Genomic DNA, 18,996 nt, shown 5'->3' on the forward strand with positions numbered 1-18,996 from the left:
CGCGGTCGATTAGTTGAAGTGAAAGGGACACCGTGTCGAATACCCTGAGCAAATTCTTTAGCCGTCTATTTGGTGGTGGCGGTGGTGGCGGTGGTGATCAGCTACCGGCAAGCGCCCGCCCTGCCAGTCTGCCTGCCACCGCTTCAGAACCGGCAATGAGCGCCGCAGCGGCGCTGGTCAAGGCGACCACGCCAGCAACGATACCTGTGGCAGCACCAGTTAGTGCCGGAACCGATACCAGTAACACGCCAGCGTCACCGGTAATCGCCAGCGCCGTCAATGCAGAAAAACTCATTGCCTGGAAACCGGCGTTGCCTATCGACAGTCTTTATTTTGACTGGATCATGGGCTATCCGGGTGAAGGCGGCAACGTGGATACTGAACAGACCATCCTGCAGGCCCTGTATAAATTGCTGGCATCTGATCTTAACGATGCCGTCATCGTGCCACGTGTGCCCAGCGTCGTCCCGCAATTGCTGAACAGCCTGCGCAACAAGACCATCTCTGCCGGTGAATTGTCACGTCAGATCGTCAAGGACGTAGTGCTGGTCGGTGAAGTCATCAATACGGTCAACAGCGCCCTGTACAATCCGGCCGACCGTATCAACAGCCTGGGAAAAGCCGTGATGATCCTGGGTGAAGAAGGCTTGCGGCTGGTGATTGCCAAAGTTGCCTTCCGCCCTATCATCAACCTGAACGCCGGACAATTTACCCGCCGTGCTGCACCCCATATCTGGAACCAGTCAGAAAAATGTGCCGTCGCCTGCCACACACTGGCCCGCAATATCGATCCTTTCCATGCGTTCTTGACGGGGTTGATGAAAAACGTCGGCCTGATCATCGCCTTCCGCCTGCTGGACCAGACTTGCGAACAGGGTAAGTTCAAGTATTCAGCCAGTTTCCAGCCCATCTTCTCGTCCGTGGCTGCCACCCTGTCTTATCGCATCGCCCAGCGCTGGGAATTCCCGGAGCATGTCATCCTCGCCTTGCAACAGCAGGCAGGCGGGCGCAAGCCCATAGAATGGAGTCCACTCGGACATTTGCTGCATACCGCCGACCTGATCAGCAAGATGCGCCTGCTGGTCAACCATGCGCAATTGGGCAGTAGTGACAAAAAACTCAGGGTAGGCCTGAACCCGGATGAAGTCAGCTGCTTTGATCTGTTGAATGAAATCCAGTTGTATGACACCACTGGCGTACAGCAGCAAGCAGCTGAATTGAAGGAAAGTTAGCGTCAGCCCCTGGCCAGCGCTCCTGCTGCCAGACTTGTATGGGACAATTGTATGGGACAATACAGGCCCCTCCCGGAACATGCGCGCTTCAGGCCGCAACCGGCGACCCATCAACAAGTGGCATCAGCAAACTGGAAGACAGACCATGCATATTCCCGGCCTCGGAACACTGGAAAAAGATCAAGAAAATGGCTGGCATATCAGCCAGACTGTCGTGGTCCCGGCACTGAATCAGCAAGCCTGTACCTTCTTGCTGGAAGGCTATGACGATGCCGACGAGGCGACCAAAACCGCCTATCAAAGTGCCATCACACACTTCATTGCGCTGGATCCAGCCGTCCTGAGCAAGGCAGAAGCAGACATCTTTGCCTATTACCAGGACACGGCCGCTTACCGCAAATCCGAAAAGCTGGAGGTGGTGCACATCGCCACCGCAGCCGATGTCTGGCAACACATACAGTTCGGTGATGAAGCGCTGGTATGCCAACGCCCGAATGGCGACAAGACCGTCTATATTTCTATCGAATGCGATTGCGACTGGGAAGTTGAACACGGCTTGCAAATCGTCTTTCGCCAGGGCCTGGCGATCAGCAAGGTCGGTCCTTTCGATGACTTCATGAGCAATGCAGATGCCTATGGCGAACCCGGCCTTGATAAAGTCATTTATCAAAGCCGCGGCTAATTCACCAAGACCAGTCACCAAAACCACTCACCAAGACCAGGGTGTATCAACGCATGGAAAAATTTTTTCCAGAAGCAATCGCCACCCGGTTCCATGCATTCATGACACCCACAGCGAAGGCCAGGTCAACCTGTTCCTTTTCTGTGAAATGTTTCGGCAGTTCTTGCTGAAGATCTGCGTCAACATGCTTGCTGGCGATGCCGGTGAGCGCTTCGCTCCAGGCCAATGCGGCCCTTTCACGCTCACTGAAGCAAGGTGCTTCGCGCCAGCATACCAGGCTGTTCAGGCGTTGAAAGTTGTCGCCATGCTCAAGCAGGTCATGCGCATGTTTGTCGACACAAAACGCGCAGCCATTGATTTGTGAAACCCGTAAAAAAACCAGGTCGATGAGGGACTTGCCAAGACTGCTGCTGTCGAGGGCAGCATTGACACCCGCCATGGCTTGCGTGGCCGCCGGTGCCAGGCCAGAAAAATTGAGATTGATTGTCATGATAATGTCCAGTTGAAGTTAAGAAATGAGAGAAGCCAGAGTCTTCAAGCATTAAATTAATACCTCATTTAATACTTCAAGACCTTATTGCTTTCTTCATCTATAAGACGCTGGAAGAAATCATTTTGTGACAGTCTGATTGAATAATTTCCTAATTATTTTTCGCCGGTATGCGCATACCCTGATAAGCCTGCAATTTATCCGGATTGCGCACGGTGTAAATATCAAGAATTTTTTCACCGTCGCTGACGATGGAGACGGTGCCATCAAGTTTGCCATCAATAAAACGCAGCAAGCCGGGTTCGCCATTGATGTTAACTTCGACAAACTGCATGCGTAGTGCAAAGTTTCGGGCAATCACATGGTACAGACGGGATATGCGACTTGCCCCGTGCAGGATACGGTTAACCGAAGCCACCTTGCCACCGCCATCACCTATCAATTGCGCATCATCGGCAAACAAGGCATTCAGGGCCTTTAAATCACCACTTTGCGCGGCCACGGAAAACCGCTGCAGCAATTGGCGGTGATGGTCACGGCTGACCTGAAAGCGGGGCTTATCCTGCTGTACCCGCTCTTTTGCCCTATGCACCAGTTGGCGGCAGGCTGCTGCCGTCTTGTTGAGCATGCCGGCAACCTCAGGATAATCAACATCAAAGACCTGGTGCAAAAGAAATGCCGCCCGTTCTTCTGCCGACAAACGCTCCAGCATGGTCAAGAAAGCCAGCGACACATCGCTGCTGAATTCGGCCATCAGTTCCGGGGTCTGGTTATCGACTTCGATCAGGGGTTCTGGCAACCAGGGGCCGGTATAGTTTTCACGCTCGCGCTTGAGCACCCGCAGTCTATCCACGCAAAGACGGCTGATGACGGTCACCAGCCAGGCCTGGGGTTCACGGATTTGCAGCACTTCATCCTCACTGAGTGCATGCCAGCGCAGGTAGGTGTTTTGCACCAGGTCTTCCGCCTCGGCGCGCGAAGCCAGCATGCGGTAGGCAATGCCGAACAGGCGTGGTCTATGGTCAGTAAAGCTTTGCAGGCGGTTCATCATGGTTGCGTCCCGGAGTAATCATGATGATAAGACGAAACAGCCTAGCCATTTGTGACAGCCAAATAAAAAAACCGCCATTTTTTCAGATGACGGTTTTTTCTTTCGTACTGAAGGCGATCAGAATCTATGACGTATGCCAGCAATCACGCTGGTGGCACGATCCGCCGTGCTGATCTTGTCACTCATCAGCACGCCATAGATATCGGTACGCTTGGACAAGTTATAGTCATACCCGGCCGACAGGGTATCGCGCTTGAGCTCGGTATTGGCGGTCAGCGAGCCATTGCGTCTGGTGTTGGCATAGGCCAGCAAGATATCACCGCCGCCTGCCGGAATCTTGGCACCCAGGGTGTAAATCTTGTCATCCATTTGTTTGCCGGCTGCAGTGTCATTCTTGCTGGATATATAAGTTGCATACAGCTTGGCCGCTGTCAGGTCGTAACTGCCACCCACAAAATAGGCAGTCTGATTATTGATGGAAGCAAAGTTCACCGGGGTAGCCGTCGCATCGACAATCGCAGACCCGCCAGTAGGATTGGATACCTGCACTTTTTGATAGAAGGCACCCAAAGCAAACGGGCCATTGAAGTACAGGGCATTCAAACCGATATTGCGGATACTGGTATCACCGGCTTTTTCGCCAAACTGGTAATGCATATTCGAACTGAAGCCGTCGAAATTGGGCGTGCTGTAAATCACCTCATTGCTCCAGCCAGAATCACCTGCGGCTGAATTAGCCCAGCTACGCGCAGCAAAACCACCGGAAGGTACATACCAGTGCAAGACCAGCGGTGACACATCAAAGGAATCACCATAGGGATTGAAAATCACTACCGGTAAAAAGCTGGGGGCCAGATCACGACCTAGCGAAACACGGCCAAAGCTGCCGGACAAAGCAATGTTTGCATCACGCGAAAACAGGGTGTCGCCACTAAAGCGGCCAGACTCGCCGGTATCCGCACGCAGGAAGGAAGTCAGCGCAAATTCCGCTTTCAAGCCGCCGCCCAGGTCTTCTACCCCCTTGAAGCCCAGCCATGATGTCGTCATGCCGCCAGGTGTGATGGCAGCCGTGCTGGCTTTGTCGCCACTCATTTTGACTGAGCCCACGGACAAATCGACCAAGCCCTGCACCGTGACACTGGATTGTGCCAGCGCGCTACCGGCCAACAGACAAGATGCAACAGCCAACGCCAAGTGTTTCATTTGCATTTTCATCTTTCTTCCTCTTCATCAGGTTAATCAAGTTAATCAAATGGGACTTACGCAAAATTGTCCCGGCAAGGCTGCAACACAGCCGGGGCGGTTTTGCGTAAGTCCTGTCAAATAGTCCCATCCATATCGAAGCATGATTGCAGATCCAACTTTGTTCCCACTCTTTTCATTGCTCAGGGTCTTGCGGTTTGAAACGGGTGCACCTGCATCCAGTGCTGGGCAATGTCGATACGGCGGCAGATCCAGACCTTGTCATGCGCCTGCAAGTAATCCAGGAAACGTTGCAAGGCGCGAAAACGCCCGGGCCGCCCCAATAAGCGGCAATGCATGCCTATCGACAGCATCTTTGGTGCATTGTCGCCATCGGGATCACCTTCGGCATACAGCACGTCGAAACTGTCTTTCAGGTAATCATAGAAATGGTCGCCGGTATTAAAGCCTTGCGGGGTTGCAAAACGCATGTCATTGCTGTCCAGCGTATACGGCACCACCAGATGCGGCTTGCTTTGCCCGCTGCCGGTGGCCACCTCGGTCCAGAATGGCAGGTCATCACCATAGTAATCGGCGTCATAGGCAAAGCCACCATGCTCGACCACCAGGCGGCGGGTATTCGGCGAATCGCGCCCGGTATACCAACCCAGTGGGGCTTTGCCAGTCAGTTCACGCAGTATCTGTACTGCCTGCTGCATATGTTCACGCTCGGTCGCTTCATCCATACCCTGGTAATGTATCCAGCGCAGCCCGTGACAGGCGATTTCGTGACCGAGTTCGCCAAAGGCAGTGGTCAATTCCGGATGACGCTGCAAGGCCATCGCCACACCAAAGACAGTCAGGGGCAACTGGCGCTTTTCAAATTCGCGCAAGATGCGCCAGACCCCTGCCCGCGAGCCATATTCGTAAATGGATTCCATCGACATATGGCGCGCTTCATACGCGGCTGCACCAACGATTTCGGACAAAAACTGTTCGGATGCACGATCACCGTGCAAAACACAGTTCTCGCCACCTTCTTCATAATTCAGTACAAACTGCACGGCTATCCTGGCCTGTTGCGGCCATTGCGCATGGGGCAGATGACGGCCATAGCCTATCAGGTCACGTGGATAATCATTGGGTGTGGACATGCTGGTGTTCTCCGGGAAATGCCGGGCCGGCCTTGCCTGACCCGTATTTGTTCTGGTTTGCTTCGCTACCGAATGCAAGTGACGTGCCATCCTACTAAGCTGCTACGACAGCTTGTAACAACACGCCCTGGTCTTTTGCATTTACGAAACACGATTGTCAGCAATTTTATGGCAATGTTTATACTTGTTTTAGTATAAGTTCTATTCGCAATTTCTTAGCAGCGAACGCCGCTTTTATCATTAAAGCCACAACACCCTGTGACACTTGTTAAAATACCGGCTATGCGCCTGCAATCCATAGACCAATTCCTGATTCAAGCTCCACGACCAGAAAATCTTCAGGGGTTTCCCCGGTTTTTGCTGGAATTCTGGTATTTCGGCATCAAGGAAGTCCGTTCCTGTCTGTTTGTCGGCTTGTTTTTCGCTTCCATACTGATCGTACCCAAGGCTGGTCTGTTCGGTGTGCCGCGCTACGATGTGCTGTTCCTGATTGCCATCCTGATACAGGCAGGCATGGTCTGGAGTAAGCTGGAAACCGTGGATGAGCTCAAGGCTGTGACGTTGTTTCACCTGGTGGGTTTTGCGCTGGAAGTGTTCAAGGTGTCGGGCCAGATACAAAGCTGGGCCTACCCGGAATTTGGCTACACCAAACTATGGGGCGTGCCGCTGTTCAGTGGTTTCATGTATGCCAGCGTAGGCAGCTACATCATCCAGGCCTGGCGTTTGTTTGACTTGCGCATACGTCACCACCCACCTTACTGGATGGCGGCCCTGATAGGCGTACTGATCTATCTGAACTTCTTCACGCATCACTACATCGGAGACTATCGCTGGTATCTGGCAGCTTGTGCGCTGGGGCTATACGCACGTTCATCGGTGGTATTTCGCCCGCTGGACCGTGACCGCAGCATGCCGCTGCTGCTGTCTTTCGTACTGATAGGCTTCTTTATCTGGCTGGCGGAAAACATGGGGACTTTCTTCGGTATCTGGCGTTACCCGAATCAATTGGGTGCCTGGTCTACCGTCCACCTGGGGAAATGGAGTTCATGGTCTTTGCTGGTGATCATGACTTTTACCATCGTTGCCCATCTCAAGCATATCAAGCGGCATATACACATTGCCGAATAAATTACTAAATAAATAATGCAAATGGTACAGGCAAAAAAATAGCCCGCAAAGTTTGCGGGCTTAAATCCAAACCTTAGGAGGTGTTGGAGGAGACAGGTCTACTTTAATGCGCCGCAACATATTTGTATGCTTTATTCTTAATATATCAGGTATACACAAAACGAATATCTCTATCTACATACATACCACTAATAAATTATCCCTTTGGAAGCACAGCTCAGTAGTAATACCAGTTAGTTTGTAACAGACAGTAAATTCTGTGTGGCCACCCCTGTTTTCCTGTAAATCCGCTTTGCGCTGCATCAAATAAAAGCTTAATACAGGAATTTTGCCATAATGAAATCATCGATATAGTCAGCGTCATCACTACGTTTGTAGAATTGACGAAGTCTGCCTTCGGTCTCAAACCCCAGACCTTGATAAAAAGCCAGCCCGCGCAGATTGTCGGATTCGACGATCAGTTCCAGACGGCGCACGCCTTCATTTTTCATAGCTGACATGGCCTCTGCCAGCATAGCCTGGGCGACGCCCTGTCCCTGGAATGACGGCGCAACGGCTAGCGTACCCAATTGCGCAACATGCGCTGCACGTCCTGCAAAGCGGCTGACTTTATAAAAACCTGCGATTACGCCATCCACCGTATAAACATAAAAACTGCCGCAGGCTAGCAGACCAGCAAACATGGCCGCAAATTCTTCCATGGGCATGGGGTCATAACCCAGGTAAGGGATGACATCTGCATGCATATAGATGGCATGAACAGCAGCCAGGTCTTGTGGTTCAGCCAGTCTTCGCATACGGATTCCAGATTGATTAGCAATGATGCGCTTTTTCACGCGCATGCTGTGGTGGTGCGGTGCTTTGCTGGCGCAGACAGATATCGCCGCTGGCCAGATGATAGCGCAGCCTCTGAAAAGACGAAAAAAGCAGAGAAAAAGGCAAAAAAAAACCCGCAAGTGATTGCGGGCTTAAATCCAAACCTTAGGAGGTGTTGGAGGAGACAGGTGTAACTATATCGCAGCGCAACAAATTCACCAACATCAATTTTCGCATATCGATCATTCATAAATCACATATTGAAGAGTAGCAGCTACGAGGCAGGGATTTTTATTGTGTTCGTATAAAAATGCCATCCCCTGGCAGTATTGTTAAATTTGCTCTTCAAATGTAAAAGGACAAAAAAAACCCGCGACCTTGCGGTTGCGGGTTAAATCCAAACCTTAGGAGGTGTTGGAGGAGACAGGTACTACTCTATCGCAGTGCAGCAAATAAATCTGCTTTATTTTTTGTATACCCATCATCACTGATGCAAATATCAGACAGTTGTACTTACAAGCCAGACAAGACAGCTCAGGTATTCAAATGGCAGGCAGAAAAATGCAGTGCTGCGATCTGTTTCAGCTCAGGTTTTTCCACAGCGCACCGGGGCATGGCATGCGGGCAACGGGGATGGAAATGGCAGCCGGCAGGAGGATGCAAGGGCGAAGGGATTTCGCCCTTGATGGCGACAAAGTCTATCTTGCGCACTTCCAGTTTCGGGGCGGAAGCCAGTAAAGCCTGGGTATAGGGATGATTGGCATGCCCGAAAATTTCGGCGGTCGCTGCCGATTCCACGATGCGCCCGAGGTACATGATGGCGACCCGGTCAGACACATGCCTGACGACACCCAGGTCATGGCTGATGAACAGATAGGTCAGCTCAAGCTCATCGCGCAGGCGTATGAACAGATTCAGTACTTGCGCCTGTATCGATACGTCCAATGCGGCCACGGCCTCGTCGCAGACCAGCAATTCCGGCTTCACGGCCAAGGCCCGGGCAATGCCGACACGGGCACGCTGACCACCAGAAAACTGATGCGGGAAACGCCGCAGTACAGCCGGGTCCAGCCCCACTTTTTGCAGGATTTGTTCTACATACTCGGCCTGTTCATTGGCCTTGATCAGACCATGCACTACCGGTGCCTCGCCGATGATGTCCAGCACGCGCATGCGCGGATTCAACGAAGCATATGGGTCTTGAAATATCATCTGCATGGCCAGCTTCATTTTTTGCTGGGCTGACTTGTCCGCCAATGCCAGGTCATTTCCACGCCACCAGCGCGTGCCATCAGACAAGCCGTGCAAACCGACGGCCATACGCCCAAGTGTCGATTTGCCGCAACCGGATTCACCGACCAGGCCCAGCACTTCACCAACACGCAGGGACAAATCAATATTGTCCACGGCGTGCACGATATCGGGTACTGCCGCAGCCCCCAGCCATTGCGTCAGCCTGGCTGTCAGAGCTACAGGTTTGGCAAAACGCTTGCTGACGCCGCGTAGTTCCAGCAAGGGGGTGTCGTCCACTGGCATGGTTTTAATCATTTCAGACATGCGCGGCTCCTGCTCTCAGACTGTCCGTGCTGTGCATAGGATGGAAGCACAGCACGCTGTGCCCATCCGTCTGCTGCAAAGGCGGCACCTGCTCACAAGCGGTACTGGCACGTTCGCAACGATTGCGAAAAGCACAGCCGGACGGCAGATTCAGCAAGGAAGGCGTGGCCCCGGGTATCTGGTGCAGGGTCTGGCCATGCTGATTACGCGACGGTGATGAGGCAATCAGGCCGTGGGTATAGGGATGCAAGGCTTGCTCCAGCACCTGGCTAACCGTGCCGCTTTCGACGATCTTGCCGGCATACATGACGCTGACGGTATCCGCCAGCCCGGCCACCACCGATAAGTCATGGGTAATCCAGATCAGGGCGGTCCCGGATTCTCTGCACAGCTTCTGCATTTCATACAATATCTGCCCCTGTATGGTGACATCGAGTGCGGTGGTAGGTTCATCGCAAATAATCAGTTCAGGCTGGTTCAGCAGAGCAATCGCAATCGCCACCCTTTGCCGCATGCCGCCGGAAAACTGATGCGGATAAGCCAGCAGTCTTTCATCCGGCGAAGCAATGCCGACTTTCACCAAGGCCGCACGCGCCATCTCGCGGGCGCTTTCGCGGCTGACCTGCTGATGGGCAGAGATGGTTTCCATCATTTGGGTATCGATACGCAAGACCGGGTTCAGGGTCATCATCGGGTCCTGGAAAATCATGGCGATACGGTTACCGCGAATTTGCCGCATGGCTTCTGCCGACAGGCCACGCAAATCCTGGCCCTTGAACAAGACCTGGCCACCCCTGACCTTACCAGGTGCATCAACCAGGCCCATGATGGAATACGCGGTCATGGATTTGCCAGAACCGGATTCACCGACCAGACCCATGATCTGCCCGGGCTGCACGCTGAATGACACATCGTTTACTGCCAGGACAGTACTGTCCCGGCTTTTGAATTCAGTCTGCAGATTTTGCACTTCCAGTGTCGCCATCGTCATGTCTGTTCCACCTAGTGCGTCTGCAAGCGCGGATTGAGTACGTCACGCAAATGATCGGCCACCAGATTGATGGACACCACCGTCAGCAACAAAGCCAGGCCAGGGAAAAAACTGATCCAGTATTTACCCGACAGCAGGTATTGAAAGCCATTGGCAATCAACAATCCCAGCGAAGGTTCGGTCACCGGCAAACCCAGCCCGAGGAAGGACAGGGTCGCTTCCAGCGAAATGGCCGAAGCCACCTGCAAGGCAGCAATCACGATCAGCGGTGGCAGGCAGTTGGGCAATAAATGACGCCAGATGATGCGTGCCGGCGACAAGCCCAGGCCAACTGCCGCTTCTATATATTCCTTGCGTCTTTCCACCAGCGCCGCACTGCGTGCCGTGCGGGCATAATAAGCCCACTGCACCAGTACCAGCGCCAGGATGATCTTGCCCACGCCCTGCCCGGTCAGGGCCAGCAAGATCAGGGCAATCAGGATCGCCGGGAAGGACAACTGTATATCGGCGATACGCATGATCAGTGCTTCAGTGCGGCCACCCCGATAACCGGCCAGCAAACCCAGGCCCAGGCCAATGAAGAGGGCAATCACAGTGCTGGAAAAACCAACGATGAGGGAAATCCGCAGCCCATAAAAAATCGCCGACAGCATGTCGCGCCCCTGTTCATCGGTGCCGAGCAAAAAAGTGTGCAGGCCATCGGCAGACAATTTGCCTGGTTCCAGCCTTGAATCCATGACATCCAGCGCTGCCAGGTCATAAGGATTTTGTGGCGATATCAACGGCGCAAACAAGGCCACCAAGACCAGCAGCAATAACACCAGACTGCCTAGGGCCGCGATGCGGCTGGCAAAAAAATCATGCAGGAAACGTCGCAACGGCGTTTCGACAATGAGGGTTGATGGCTGGCTGGTCGATAGCATAGAGGTTCAGGCCTGGTTATCGGACAGGCGTACACGCGGGTCCAGCAAGGAATACAGTACATCCACCACCAGATTGATAAGGATGAACAGGCTGACGATCAGCAACAGATAGGCGACGATAACTGGCCGGTCCAGTACCCGTATCGAATCAATGATCAGCTTGCCCATGCCAGGCCAGGCAAATACCGATTCAGTCACAATTGCAAAGGCAATGATGGAACCGAATTGCAGGGCGATCACTGTCACTATCGGTATCAAGATGTTTTTCAACACATGCACACCTATGATGCGGCTATTGCGCAAGCCCTTGGCACGGGCAAAGCGCACGTAGTCTTGCAACAAGGCTTCTTGCGCGCCTGAGCGTGTCAGGCGTATCACCATGGCGATATTGAACAGGGCCAGGTTCAGGGCTGGCAAGAGCAGATGCCTGAGGCCATCGACAGTCAGGAAACTGACCGGCACACCCAATAGCAACACAGTTTCGCCACGGCCGCTGGAAGGCAGCCAGCCCAGTTGTACAGCAAATACCATGATCATCATCAAGCCCACCCAGAAGGTAGGCAAAGAAAACCCGAGTATGGAGATGGCCATGATGCTTTTGCCGACCAGACTGTCAGGCCGTAGCCCCGCCAGCAGTCCCAAGGGTATGCCCAGCACGATGGCAATCAGGATGGCAAACACTGCCAGTTCCAGCGTCGCCGGCATGCGTTCCAGTATCAAGCCCAATGCTGGCGTGGCATGGGCGAACGATAGACCCATGTCGCCGGACAAGGCATTGCGCAAGAACAACCAGTATTGTTGCGGCAAGCTCTGATCCAGGCCAAAGGCGGCGATGATGCGCGCACGTTCGATCTGATCGGCATCCGGGCTGATCAGCACATCGACAGGATTGCCTATCGCATACACACCGGCAAACACCAGCAGCGACATCACCAGCAAGACAGCCAGGCTTTGCAGCAGGCGACGCAAGATAAACTCCAGCATCAGTCAGGCCTGCCTGGTAAGCACAGGCAACGCACAGACAATATGCAGGGAAGGCACAGCCATCGCCGGATGCACGATCCGCGTATGGGTACAGCACTGCTTGAGAGGGTTCTTCATCATCGATGGTCTATATGCTTTCTTTACCTGCGGAAATTCCTAGCCGGCGGATGCGGTTTGCCTGTTTTGCGGAATTTTACAGGCTTTGCCATAGCGCTGTGCTGCCGGACAAAGCCTGGCAGCTGTCTTGCCTGCAAGCCAGCATGCTACTACCACAGCAATTCAACTGGCAAACCCGTTTTTGTAGAATGGATATACGGTCTGCGACTACCAGCATGCATGGAATCTGGTATCTTTCTCTATATGGAGAAAGACATGCAAACAGGCCCATGAATCGGGCCCTGGCTGAGCTTTTTCATCAACAGGGTGATATCCTGATAAGAATAATGTGTATTTATGGCCACGCGCCTGCCCATGGCTGCAATACACGATACGCGGTACGGAGACAATTATGAAACTGATCGACCCCATAGTGCAATTTCATGCTGAAATCCAGCAAATCCGACGTGATATTCATGCGCATCCCGAGCTGTGCTATGAAGAACACCGGACTTCCGAAGTCGTGGCGCAAAAACTGCAAGCCTGGGGCATCCCTGTGGTACGTGGTCTGGGCGGCACCGGCGTGCTGGGCATATTGAAGAATGGCAACAGCGAACGTGCCATAGGCTTGCGGGCCGACATGGATGCCCTGCCCATGCAGGAAATCAATACCTTTGCCCATACCTCCCAACATGCGGGAAAAATGCATGCCTGCGGGCATGATGGCCATACCGCCATGTTGCTGGGCGCGGCCCATTATCTGTCGCAATACAAGGATTTTGACGGCACCGTCTACCTGATCTTCCAGCCCGCAGAAGAAGGCGGTGGTGGCGCCCGCCGCATGATAGAAGATGGCCTGTTCGACAAATATCCCATGGATGCGGTGTTTGGCATGCACAACTGGCCTGGCGTAGCGGTCGGCACCTTTGGTGTCACAGCCGGCCCCATGATGGCGTCATCAAATGAATTCGAAGTCGTGGTCAAGGGCAAGGGTGCCCATGCAGCCCAGCCACACAAGGGTATAGACCCGATTATCGTGGCAATACAGATCGCCCAGAGCTGGCAAACCGTCGTCAGCCGCAATGCCAGTCCGCTGAAATCAGCCGTGCTGTCAGTGACGCAAATCCATTCTGGCAGTGCCACCAATGTCATCCCTGACGATGCCACGCTGATAGGTACGGTACGTGCATTCAGTACTGAGATGATCGATCTGATAGAAAAACGCATGCAGACCATCGCCGAACACACGGCGGCGGCGTTCGATGCCCAGGTAGATTTCCAGTTCAAGCGCAATTACCCACCACTGATCAACCACGCCAAAGAAACCGCTTTCGCAGCCGAAGTCATGCGCAGCGTGGTAGGCAACGACCATGTTGACGCTCAGGTAGAACCCACCATGGGCGCCGAAGATTTTGCCTTCATGCTGCAGGCCAAGCCGGGCTGCTATGCCTTCATCGGCAATGGCGATGGTGATCACCGTGACATGGGTCATGGCCTGGGGCCTTGCAATCTGCACAACCCCAGCTATGATTTCAACGACGATTTGTTACCCATAGGTGCAACTTATTGGGTCAGACTGGCCGAAGCCCACTTGAAAAAAGCGACTTAGGTAGCCATGTAAGTAGACATCTAAGTAGCCATCTAAGTAACCATATTAACCACCAGAATCATCATTACTGAATCATTCAAATCCAACATTAACCAAGACTTCACTAAGACTTCCATGGCCGACGACAAAGACAATAACGATATACAACGCAGCCCTTTTCTTGAAGAAAAGGCCTTTAAATCCCGTACCGTGCTGGTATTTGGCACCATCAACGACAAACTGGCAGCCGAAGTCAGCAAGCGCCTGATCGCCCTGGCGGCAGAATCAAAAGACCCGATCACCATCCTGGTCTCTTCCCCTGGTGGTCACGTGGAATCAGGCGATGTCATCCATGACATCGTCAAGTTCATCGATGCCCCGGTCAATATGGTGGGTACAGGCTGGGTAGGCAGTGCAGCAGTCAATGTTTTCCTGTCGGTGCCGAAAGAGCGCCGCGTCTGCCTGCCAAATACACGCTTCCTGATTCATCAGCCTAGCGGTGGTTGCGGTGGTCAGGCAACCGATATCGCCATCCAGGCACGTGAAATCGTCAAGGTACGCGAACGCATCGCCGCCCTGATCGCCAAAGAATCTGGCCAGACACTGGAAAAAGTCACGGCCGATATCGACCGCGATTACTGGATGAGCGCCGCTGAAGCCAGCGAATACGGCCTGGTATCACGCATTATCGTCAAACAGACAGAGTTGAGCTGATTTCTGCCAGGCAGACCAGAGCCTGAACAGTAAAGACAGCAAAATCGGGCCATCCGCATAGGCACTATGCGGATGGCCTTTCTGCTTTCTAAAACCTTTCTAAAATTCTTCCCAGTCAGATTGCCCACCATTCACCACCGCTTCTTTCCGTGAAACAGCCGTTGTATTCGCCGCTATGGCTGGGCGGGCCACTCTGACTATCGGTTTCAGCGCTGGCTGCGCGGCCCGCGTCATCGTCGGGACAGCCAGTCTGTCAGCGGCTTGCCGGGGTCGGTCGCCGGATTGATTGAGCTTGAAAATACTCACGACCTGACTCAGGCTGGCCGCCTGTTCCTGCAAGGCCGCTGCCGCTGCGGCAGCCTGTTCCACCAGCGCTGCATTTTGCTGGGTGACCTGGTCCATCTGTATGATGGCGGTATTGATCTGGTCTATGCCGGAACTCTGCTCCGATCCGGCTGCCGTAATCTCGCTGATGATGTCGCTCACGCGTTTGACGCTTTCCACCACTTCTTTCATGGTGGAACCGGCCAGGCCTACCAGACGTGTACCCTGATCGACTTTTTCTACCGAATCATTGATCAGGTCCTTGATTTCCTTGGCAGCACTGGCAGAACGTTGGGCCAGATTGCGTACTTCTGACGCCACCACGGCAAAACCACGGCCCTGTTCGCCGGCCCGCGCAGCTTCCACTGCCGCATTCAAGGCCAGGATATTGGTCTGGAAGGCAATGCCGTCGATGACCGCAATGATATCGACGATTTTTTTCGATGAAGCATGGATAAAACCCATGGTATCAACCACCTGCGACACCACATCCCCCCCCTTTTGTGCCACCGCCGAGGCAGAGTGGGATAGTTGATGGGCCTGGCGCGCATTGTCACTGTTTTGTTTGACGGTCGACGCCAGTTCTTCCATCGACGACGCGGTTTCTTCGAGTGAACCAGCCTGGCTTTCTGTGCGTGCAGACAAATCCATATTACCGCTAGCGATCTCTGTCGAGGCTGTCGCAATCAGGTCAGTACCGGTGCGCACTTCGCTGACGACAGACAGCAAGTTGCCATTCATCTCTTTCAGCGCCTGCAATAACTCACCGGTTTCATCCTTGGATTTGACTTCGATATCACTGGTCAGATCACCGGATGCCACTGTTCTGGCAACCCTGACCGCCTCCTGCAAGGGACGGGCCACCACTCTGGCTATCCAGTAAGCCAGCAGCAAACCCAGCGCGACTGTCACCAGAATCAAGCCCAGTATCAAGGTCCTGGAATTGGAATAGATAGCCTCCCCCAGACGATAAGCAGCAATGCCGCCATTTGAATTAGTCTGCACCATCTTGTCTGCCATCTTGAGTATTTCGGCATTCAGTCTGGAGGATTCACCACGCAAGGTCGTACGTGCCGCTTCCATATTGCCGGCACTAGCCTGCTCAGTCAGTTTTTTGGCTTCGATGACATACAGATCCCACAGCTTGCCATATTCTGCAAATTCTTTTTGCCCATCTGTGGAACTGATCAGTTTGACATAGTCCTTCTCATATTTCTTCAACTCGGCCACATAGTCTTGCCAGCGCTGTTCATATTTTTTCAGATTCTCTGCATCACCTGCCGACAACACGATCTGCATTTCCTGGGTACGCAGGCGCGACATTCTTTCCTTGATGCCCATGGCAGCATTTACACTGGGCATCCAGTTGGTGCCCAGTTCCAGTGCAGTCTGGTTGACGCGTGACAATTGAAAGATGGAAAAACTGCCCAGAAAGGCAGTCAATATCAACAGCAGAATAAAACCCACAAACAGTTTGGCTGAAATCCTCAGGTTATAGAACAATTTCATAGCGAGTCCTCAGGTAAAAGAACGACACGATGCGATAAAAGGGAAATCAGGCGGGATGGATGGACTACTACTTAGTTTTAGTTGATATTTATACAAAAATCAACTTTCTAACGCGAATTGGTACACGAAACTGGATTCTCGTTGTAAAAATTGCCAAGGCAGAAGGCAAACTCATCATTGGCATGTGGTGTAAAACCTGTCTCTGCGTTGCTTCAACGTGACGAAATTCAGATGGATAAAGAAGCTGAATGAGCGCTTTCACTCTCGGAACGCAAGGTTTTGTGCTCTCAAAAAAAGGCACGCTTTTGAAGCGTGCCCGTGTCAATTTTCTGCGATTTTCTTAGAAATCAGCACTTATTGAAGCACTCCAGCTGCGCGCCGGTTGGAAGGTATATTGATCAAAGGCCACACCCTTGCTGTTGGCAGACAGCGAGGTTACATCCTGCTTGTCGAAGAGATTGTTGATGCCCATCTGCAACTTGATATTTTTGACCATCGTAGCCGGTGTCTTCCAGCGATAACCAAGCGTCAGGTCGGCAGTGGTATAAGACGGGATTTTATACGCGGCTGGCTCACCATCTTTCGCATATTGTGTGCCCGTGGTTTTGGCGATCAGGGAGCCATACAGGCCATGGGCTTTATACAGCACGCCGAAAGCAGAAGTGCTGTCCGGTGCCTTGGCCACTTGCAAGCCTGTGTCTTTGGCTTTGGCGCTGTTCAGAGAAGCATTTGCATGCAAAGAAAAGCCGCTGCCGACGTAGTAAGTCACGGCGGCTTCCATTCCCTTGTACACCACCCCGCCCTGGTTGTAATACACCAGATCATTACCAGTACCGGTGGACGCAATTTTATTGTCGAAATCGATGTAGTAGACATCGGCATCCAGCGTCAGGTTGCGTGACTGATGGACTGCACCGAATTGGTAATTGGTGGAAGTCTGCGGTTTTGGTGTGCTCAGGCCTGGATTGTTCACATAGAACATCGACAGATCAGGTACCAGGAAACCCTTGGCGACCTGTGCATAGGCAGACCATTCCTTGTTAATGCTGTAATTTACCGTCAGGAACGGCAAGGTCGAGGTATATGTCTGTTCTGCCGTGGTTGGAATGCGGGTGGTCTGGTTGACTGTGGCATCCAGCGCGCGCTTGAAGTGCATGTATTTCAGGCCGGGTGTGATGGTCCAGTCAGCCATGGGTGCCCATTCAAATTCCACGAAAGGCTGATATTGCTTCCATGATGAACGCTGGTCATACGAGACATTCTTTGGGGCAGTGGATTCTTTGGGATTGGGCAGGCCCAGCGTCCAGTCCAGGTCATAGGTATGGCGGTTGGTATTCGCGCTTTCCAGCCAGACGCCGACACGCAGCAAACCGGCATCCAGCTGATTGGTCGCCTTGAAGATATCGCCATTGACACGATAGGCATTCAACTTGTTATAACCAGGCACATTCTTGTTGCCGGTGATGCCGGACTTGGTACCGTTCGCCGTTGCGCCACTGGCATCCTGGCCGGAGTAAGTGTCGTTGGTATAGGAATAGGTATACAGCGTATTGTCGAGGTTCCAGCCGGCCAGTTTGGACTGCAGGCGCAGGTAGTCGAAATCAGTGCTCTTGTTGTTGAAGTTATAGCCAAAATAATTCTGACTGGTCGGGTCATTGTTCAGCGCATAGTTTTTTCCGAATTGTGCAGCCTGGTTCAAGGTTACACCACCTTTATCCGGTGTATAGCTGGTGATTTTGTTATAGGTGGAAAACACGGTGATCACCGTATCTTTGCCCAGGCTGCGCTGCAATTTGAACTGGTAATTATCTTCCGTCACGCCACTGTAAGTCAGGTAACCATCGGTAGTCAGGCGTGAGCCGTTGAACATGAAACGGGTATCACCAAAATGTGAAGAAATACCGCTATCAAGTTGTACGCCCAGCATTTTTGTATTCCACGAACCAAAGGTCGCATACGGTGTGAAATTGAAATCCTGCGACAGTTCTTTGGAAAACAGGTTGATGGAACCGCCAAATGTTGCCTGCCCCAGATTGCTGGCATTGCCCGGGCCTCGTTCTATCACCATGCCACCGATGATGCGTGCCGGGAAATAAGAAGTCGAATGGTGGGTAGGATTATTGGTATCGCCAAATGGGATACCGTCATACGTCATATTGTATTCACCATCCTGAAAACCGCGCAGCGTGACTTTGGTCTCTGCCAGGCCAGGGCCATTTGCAGAAACACCAGAACCTATGCTGGGTGCGATACGCGCCACGGCGTTAAAGTCAGCCAGCGGAGTAACCGATTGTTCTATGAAAGTGGCAGTAATGACAGACTGTGGCTGGGTGGCTTTCAATGATGTCTGTACCGGCGCGCGGTTACCGACGGCGGAGCCGCTAATCACGACCCTGGATTTGATCGCATCCGCATCCAGTGCAGAAGAAGATTCCGATGCAGTTTCCGGCGTTGCATTGGTGGTCTGCGCCTGCGCGCTGTGCTGTGCCATGCAACTGAGTGCCAGTAATACCTGAGCTGTCATGACCTGCATGGAGAACTGTTGTTGCTTGCGATTCATCATTTGCCTTCCAGT

The 18,996-nt window shown here is 52.8% G+C and carries 16 protein-coding genes; 5 read left to right on the forward strand and 11 right to left on the reverse strand.

What is annotated here, in order from left to right:
- Positions 1-32: 32 nt before the first annotated feature.
- A complete protein-coding gene (locus tag ACO0LM_RS21370; RefSeq protein ID WP_423039724.1) occupies positions 33-1,232 on the forward strand; it encodes an HDOD domain-containing protein in 1,200 nt (399 codons plus the stop codon).
- Between the two features lie 145 nt (positions 1,233-1,377).
- Positions 1,378-1,914 carry a DUF6985 domain-containing protein gene (locus tag ACO0LM_RS21375; protein WP_423039726.1) on the forward strand — a complete coding sequence of 179 codons (537 nt, stop codon included), beginning with the start codon at positions 1,378-1,380 and terminating at the stop codon, positions 1,912-1,914.
- Between the two features lie 46 nt (positions 1,915-1,960).
- On the opposite strand, the gene ACO0LM_RS21380 is transcribed toward ACO0LM_RS21375, so the two are convergent.
- The 4 genes from ACO0LM_RS21380 to puuE all read right to left on the reverse strand — a co-directional run bounded on the left by ACO0LM_RS21380 (position 1,961) and on the right by puuE (position 5,791).
- Positions 1,961-2,404, reverse strand: a complete 444-nt coding sequence (locus ACO0LM_RS21380) for a carboxymuconolactone decarboxylase family protein (RefSeq protein ID WP_423039728.1) — start codon at positions 2,402-2,404, stop codon at positions 1,961-1,963.
- A gap of 151 nt (positions 2,405-2,555) precedes the next feature.
- Positions 2,556-3,452, reverse strand: coding sequence for an RNA polymerase sigma-70 factor (locus tag ACO0LM_RS21385; protein ID WP_423039788.1), 897 nt, complete (start codon positions 3,450-3,452; stop codon positions 2,556-2,558).
- A 120-nt stretch (positions 3,453-3,572) separates the two neighbouring features.
- Positions 3,573-4,658 (reverse strand): porin, encoded by a 1,086-nt coding sequence (locus ACO0LM_RS21390; protein ID WP_423039730.1) that lies wholly within the window; start codon positions 4,656-4,658, stop codon positions 3,573-3,575.
- Between the two features lie 182 nt (positions 4,659-4,840).
- Positions 4,841-5,791 carry an allantoinase PuuE gene (gene puuE, locus ACO0LM_RS21395; protein ID WP_423039732.1) on the reverse strand — a complete coding sequence of 317 codons (951 nt, stop codon included), beginning with the start codon at positions 5,789-5,791 and terminating at the stop codon, positions 4,841-4,843.
- 282 nt (positions 5,792-6,073) lie between these two features.
- On the opposite strand from puuE, the gene ACO0LM_RS21400 reads away from it, so the two are divergent.
- Positions 6,074-6,919, forward strand: coding sequence for a DUF817 domain-containing protein (locus ACO0LM_RS21400; RefSeq protein ID WP_423039790.1), 846 nt, complete (start codon positions 6,074-6,076; stop codon positions 6,917-6,919).
- Positions 6,920-7,233: 314 nt separating this feature from the next.
- Here the strand turns inward: ACO0LM_RS21400 and ACO0LM_RS21405 are convergent, their stop codons facing one another.
- The 5 genes from ACO0LM_RS21405 to ACO0LM_RS21425 all read right to left on the reverse strand — a co-directional run bounded on the left by ACO0LM_RS21405 (position 7,234) and on the right by ACO0LM_RS21425 (position 12,190).
- Positions 7,234-7,761, reverse strand: a complete 528-nt coding sequence (locus tag ACO0LM_RS21405; protein ID WP_423039734.1) for a GNAT family N-acetyltransferase — start codon at positions 7,759-7,761, stop codon at positions 7,234-7,236.
- 508 nt (positions 7,762-8,269) lie between these two features.
- Entirely contained in the window at positions 8,270-9,292 is a 1,023-nt protein-coding gene (locus tag ACO0LM_RS21410; RefSeq protein ID WP_423039736.1) for an ABC transporter ATP-binding protein, read from the reverse strand.
- Positions 9,285-10,283 (reverse strand): ABC transporter ATP-binding protein, encoded by a 999-nt coding sequence (locus ACO0LM_RS21415; protein ID WP_423039738.1) that lies wholly within the window; start codon positions 10,281-10,283, stop codon positions 9,285-9,287. Before ACO0LM_RS21415 ends, ACO0LM_RS21410 begins: the two co-directional genes overlap by 8 nt.
- Before the next feature lie 11 nt (positions 10,284-10,294).
- Positions 10,295-11,206: an ABC transporter permease gene (locus tag ACO0LM_RS21420; RefSeq protein ID WP_423039740.1), complete on the reverse strand. Its 912-nt coding sequence runs from the start codon at positions 11,204-11,206 to the stop codon at positions 10,295-10,297.
- Positions 11,207-11,212: 6 nt separating this feature from the next.
- The gene (locus tag ACO0LM_RS21425; RefSeq protein WP_423039742.1) at positions 11,213-12,190 is read right to left on the reverse strand and encodes an ABC transporter permease; all 978 of its coding nucleotides are present in this window, start codon (positions 12,188-12,190) and stop codon (positions 11,213-11,215) included.
- Between the two features lie 508 nt (positions 12,191-12,698).
- On the opposite strand from ACO0LM_RS21425, the gene ACO0LM_RS21430 reads away from it, so the two are divergent.
- Positions 12,699-13,895 (forward strand): M20 aminoacylase family protein, encoded by a 1,197-nt coding sequence (locus ACO0LM_RS21430; protein WP_423039744.1) that lies wholly within the window; start codon positions 12,699-12,701, stop codon positions 13,893-13,895.
- A gap of 114 nt (positions 13,896-14,009) precedes the next feature.
- Positions 14,010-14,588, forward strand: coding sequence for an ATP-dependent Clp protease proteolytic subunit (locus ACO0LM_RS21435; protein ID WP_422983838.1), 579 nt, complete (start codon positions 14,010-14,012; stop codon positions 14,586-14,588).
- Positions 14,589-14,687: 99 nt separating this feature from the next.
- Here the strand turns inward: ACO0LM_RS21435 and ACO0LM_RS21440 are convergent, their stop codons facing one another.
- Positions 14,688-16,421 carry a methyl-accepting chemotaxis protein gene (locus tag ACO0LM_RS21440; protein ID WP_423039746.1) on the reverse strand — a complete coding sequence of 578 codons (1,734 nt, stop codon included), beginning with the start codon at positions 16,419-16,421 and terminating at the stop codon, positions 14,688-14,690.
- A gap of 340 nt (positions 16,422-16,761) precedes the next feature.
- Positions 16,762-18,984, reverse strand: coding sequence for a TonB-dependent receptor (locus tag ACO0LM_RS21445; protein ID WP_423039748.1), 2,223 nt, complete (start codon positions 18,982-18,984; stop codon positions 16,762-16,764).
- Positions 18,985-18,996 lie beyond the last annotated feature (12 nt).

The sequence above is a fragment of the Undibacterium sp. Di26W genome (genome assembly GCF_049340265.1).
In the GTDB taxonomy this organism is placed as follows: Bacteria; Pseudomonadota; Gammaproteobacteria; order Burkholderiales; family Burkholderiaceae_D; genus Undibacterium.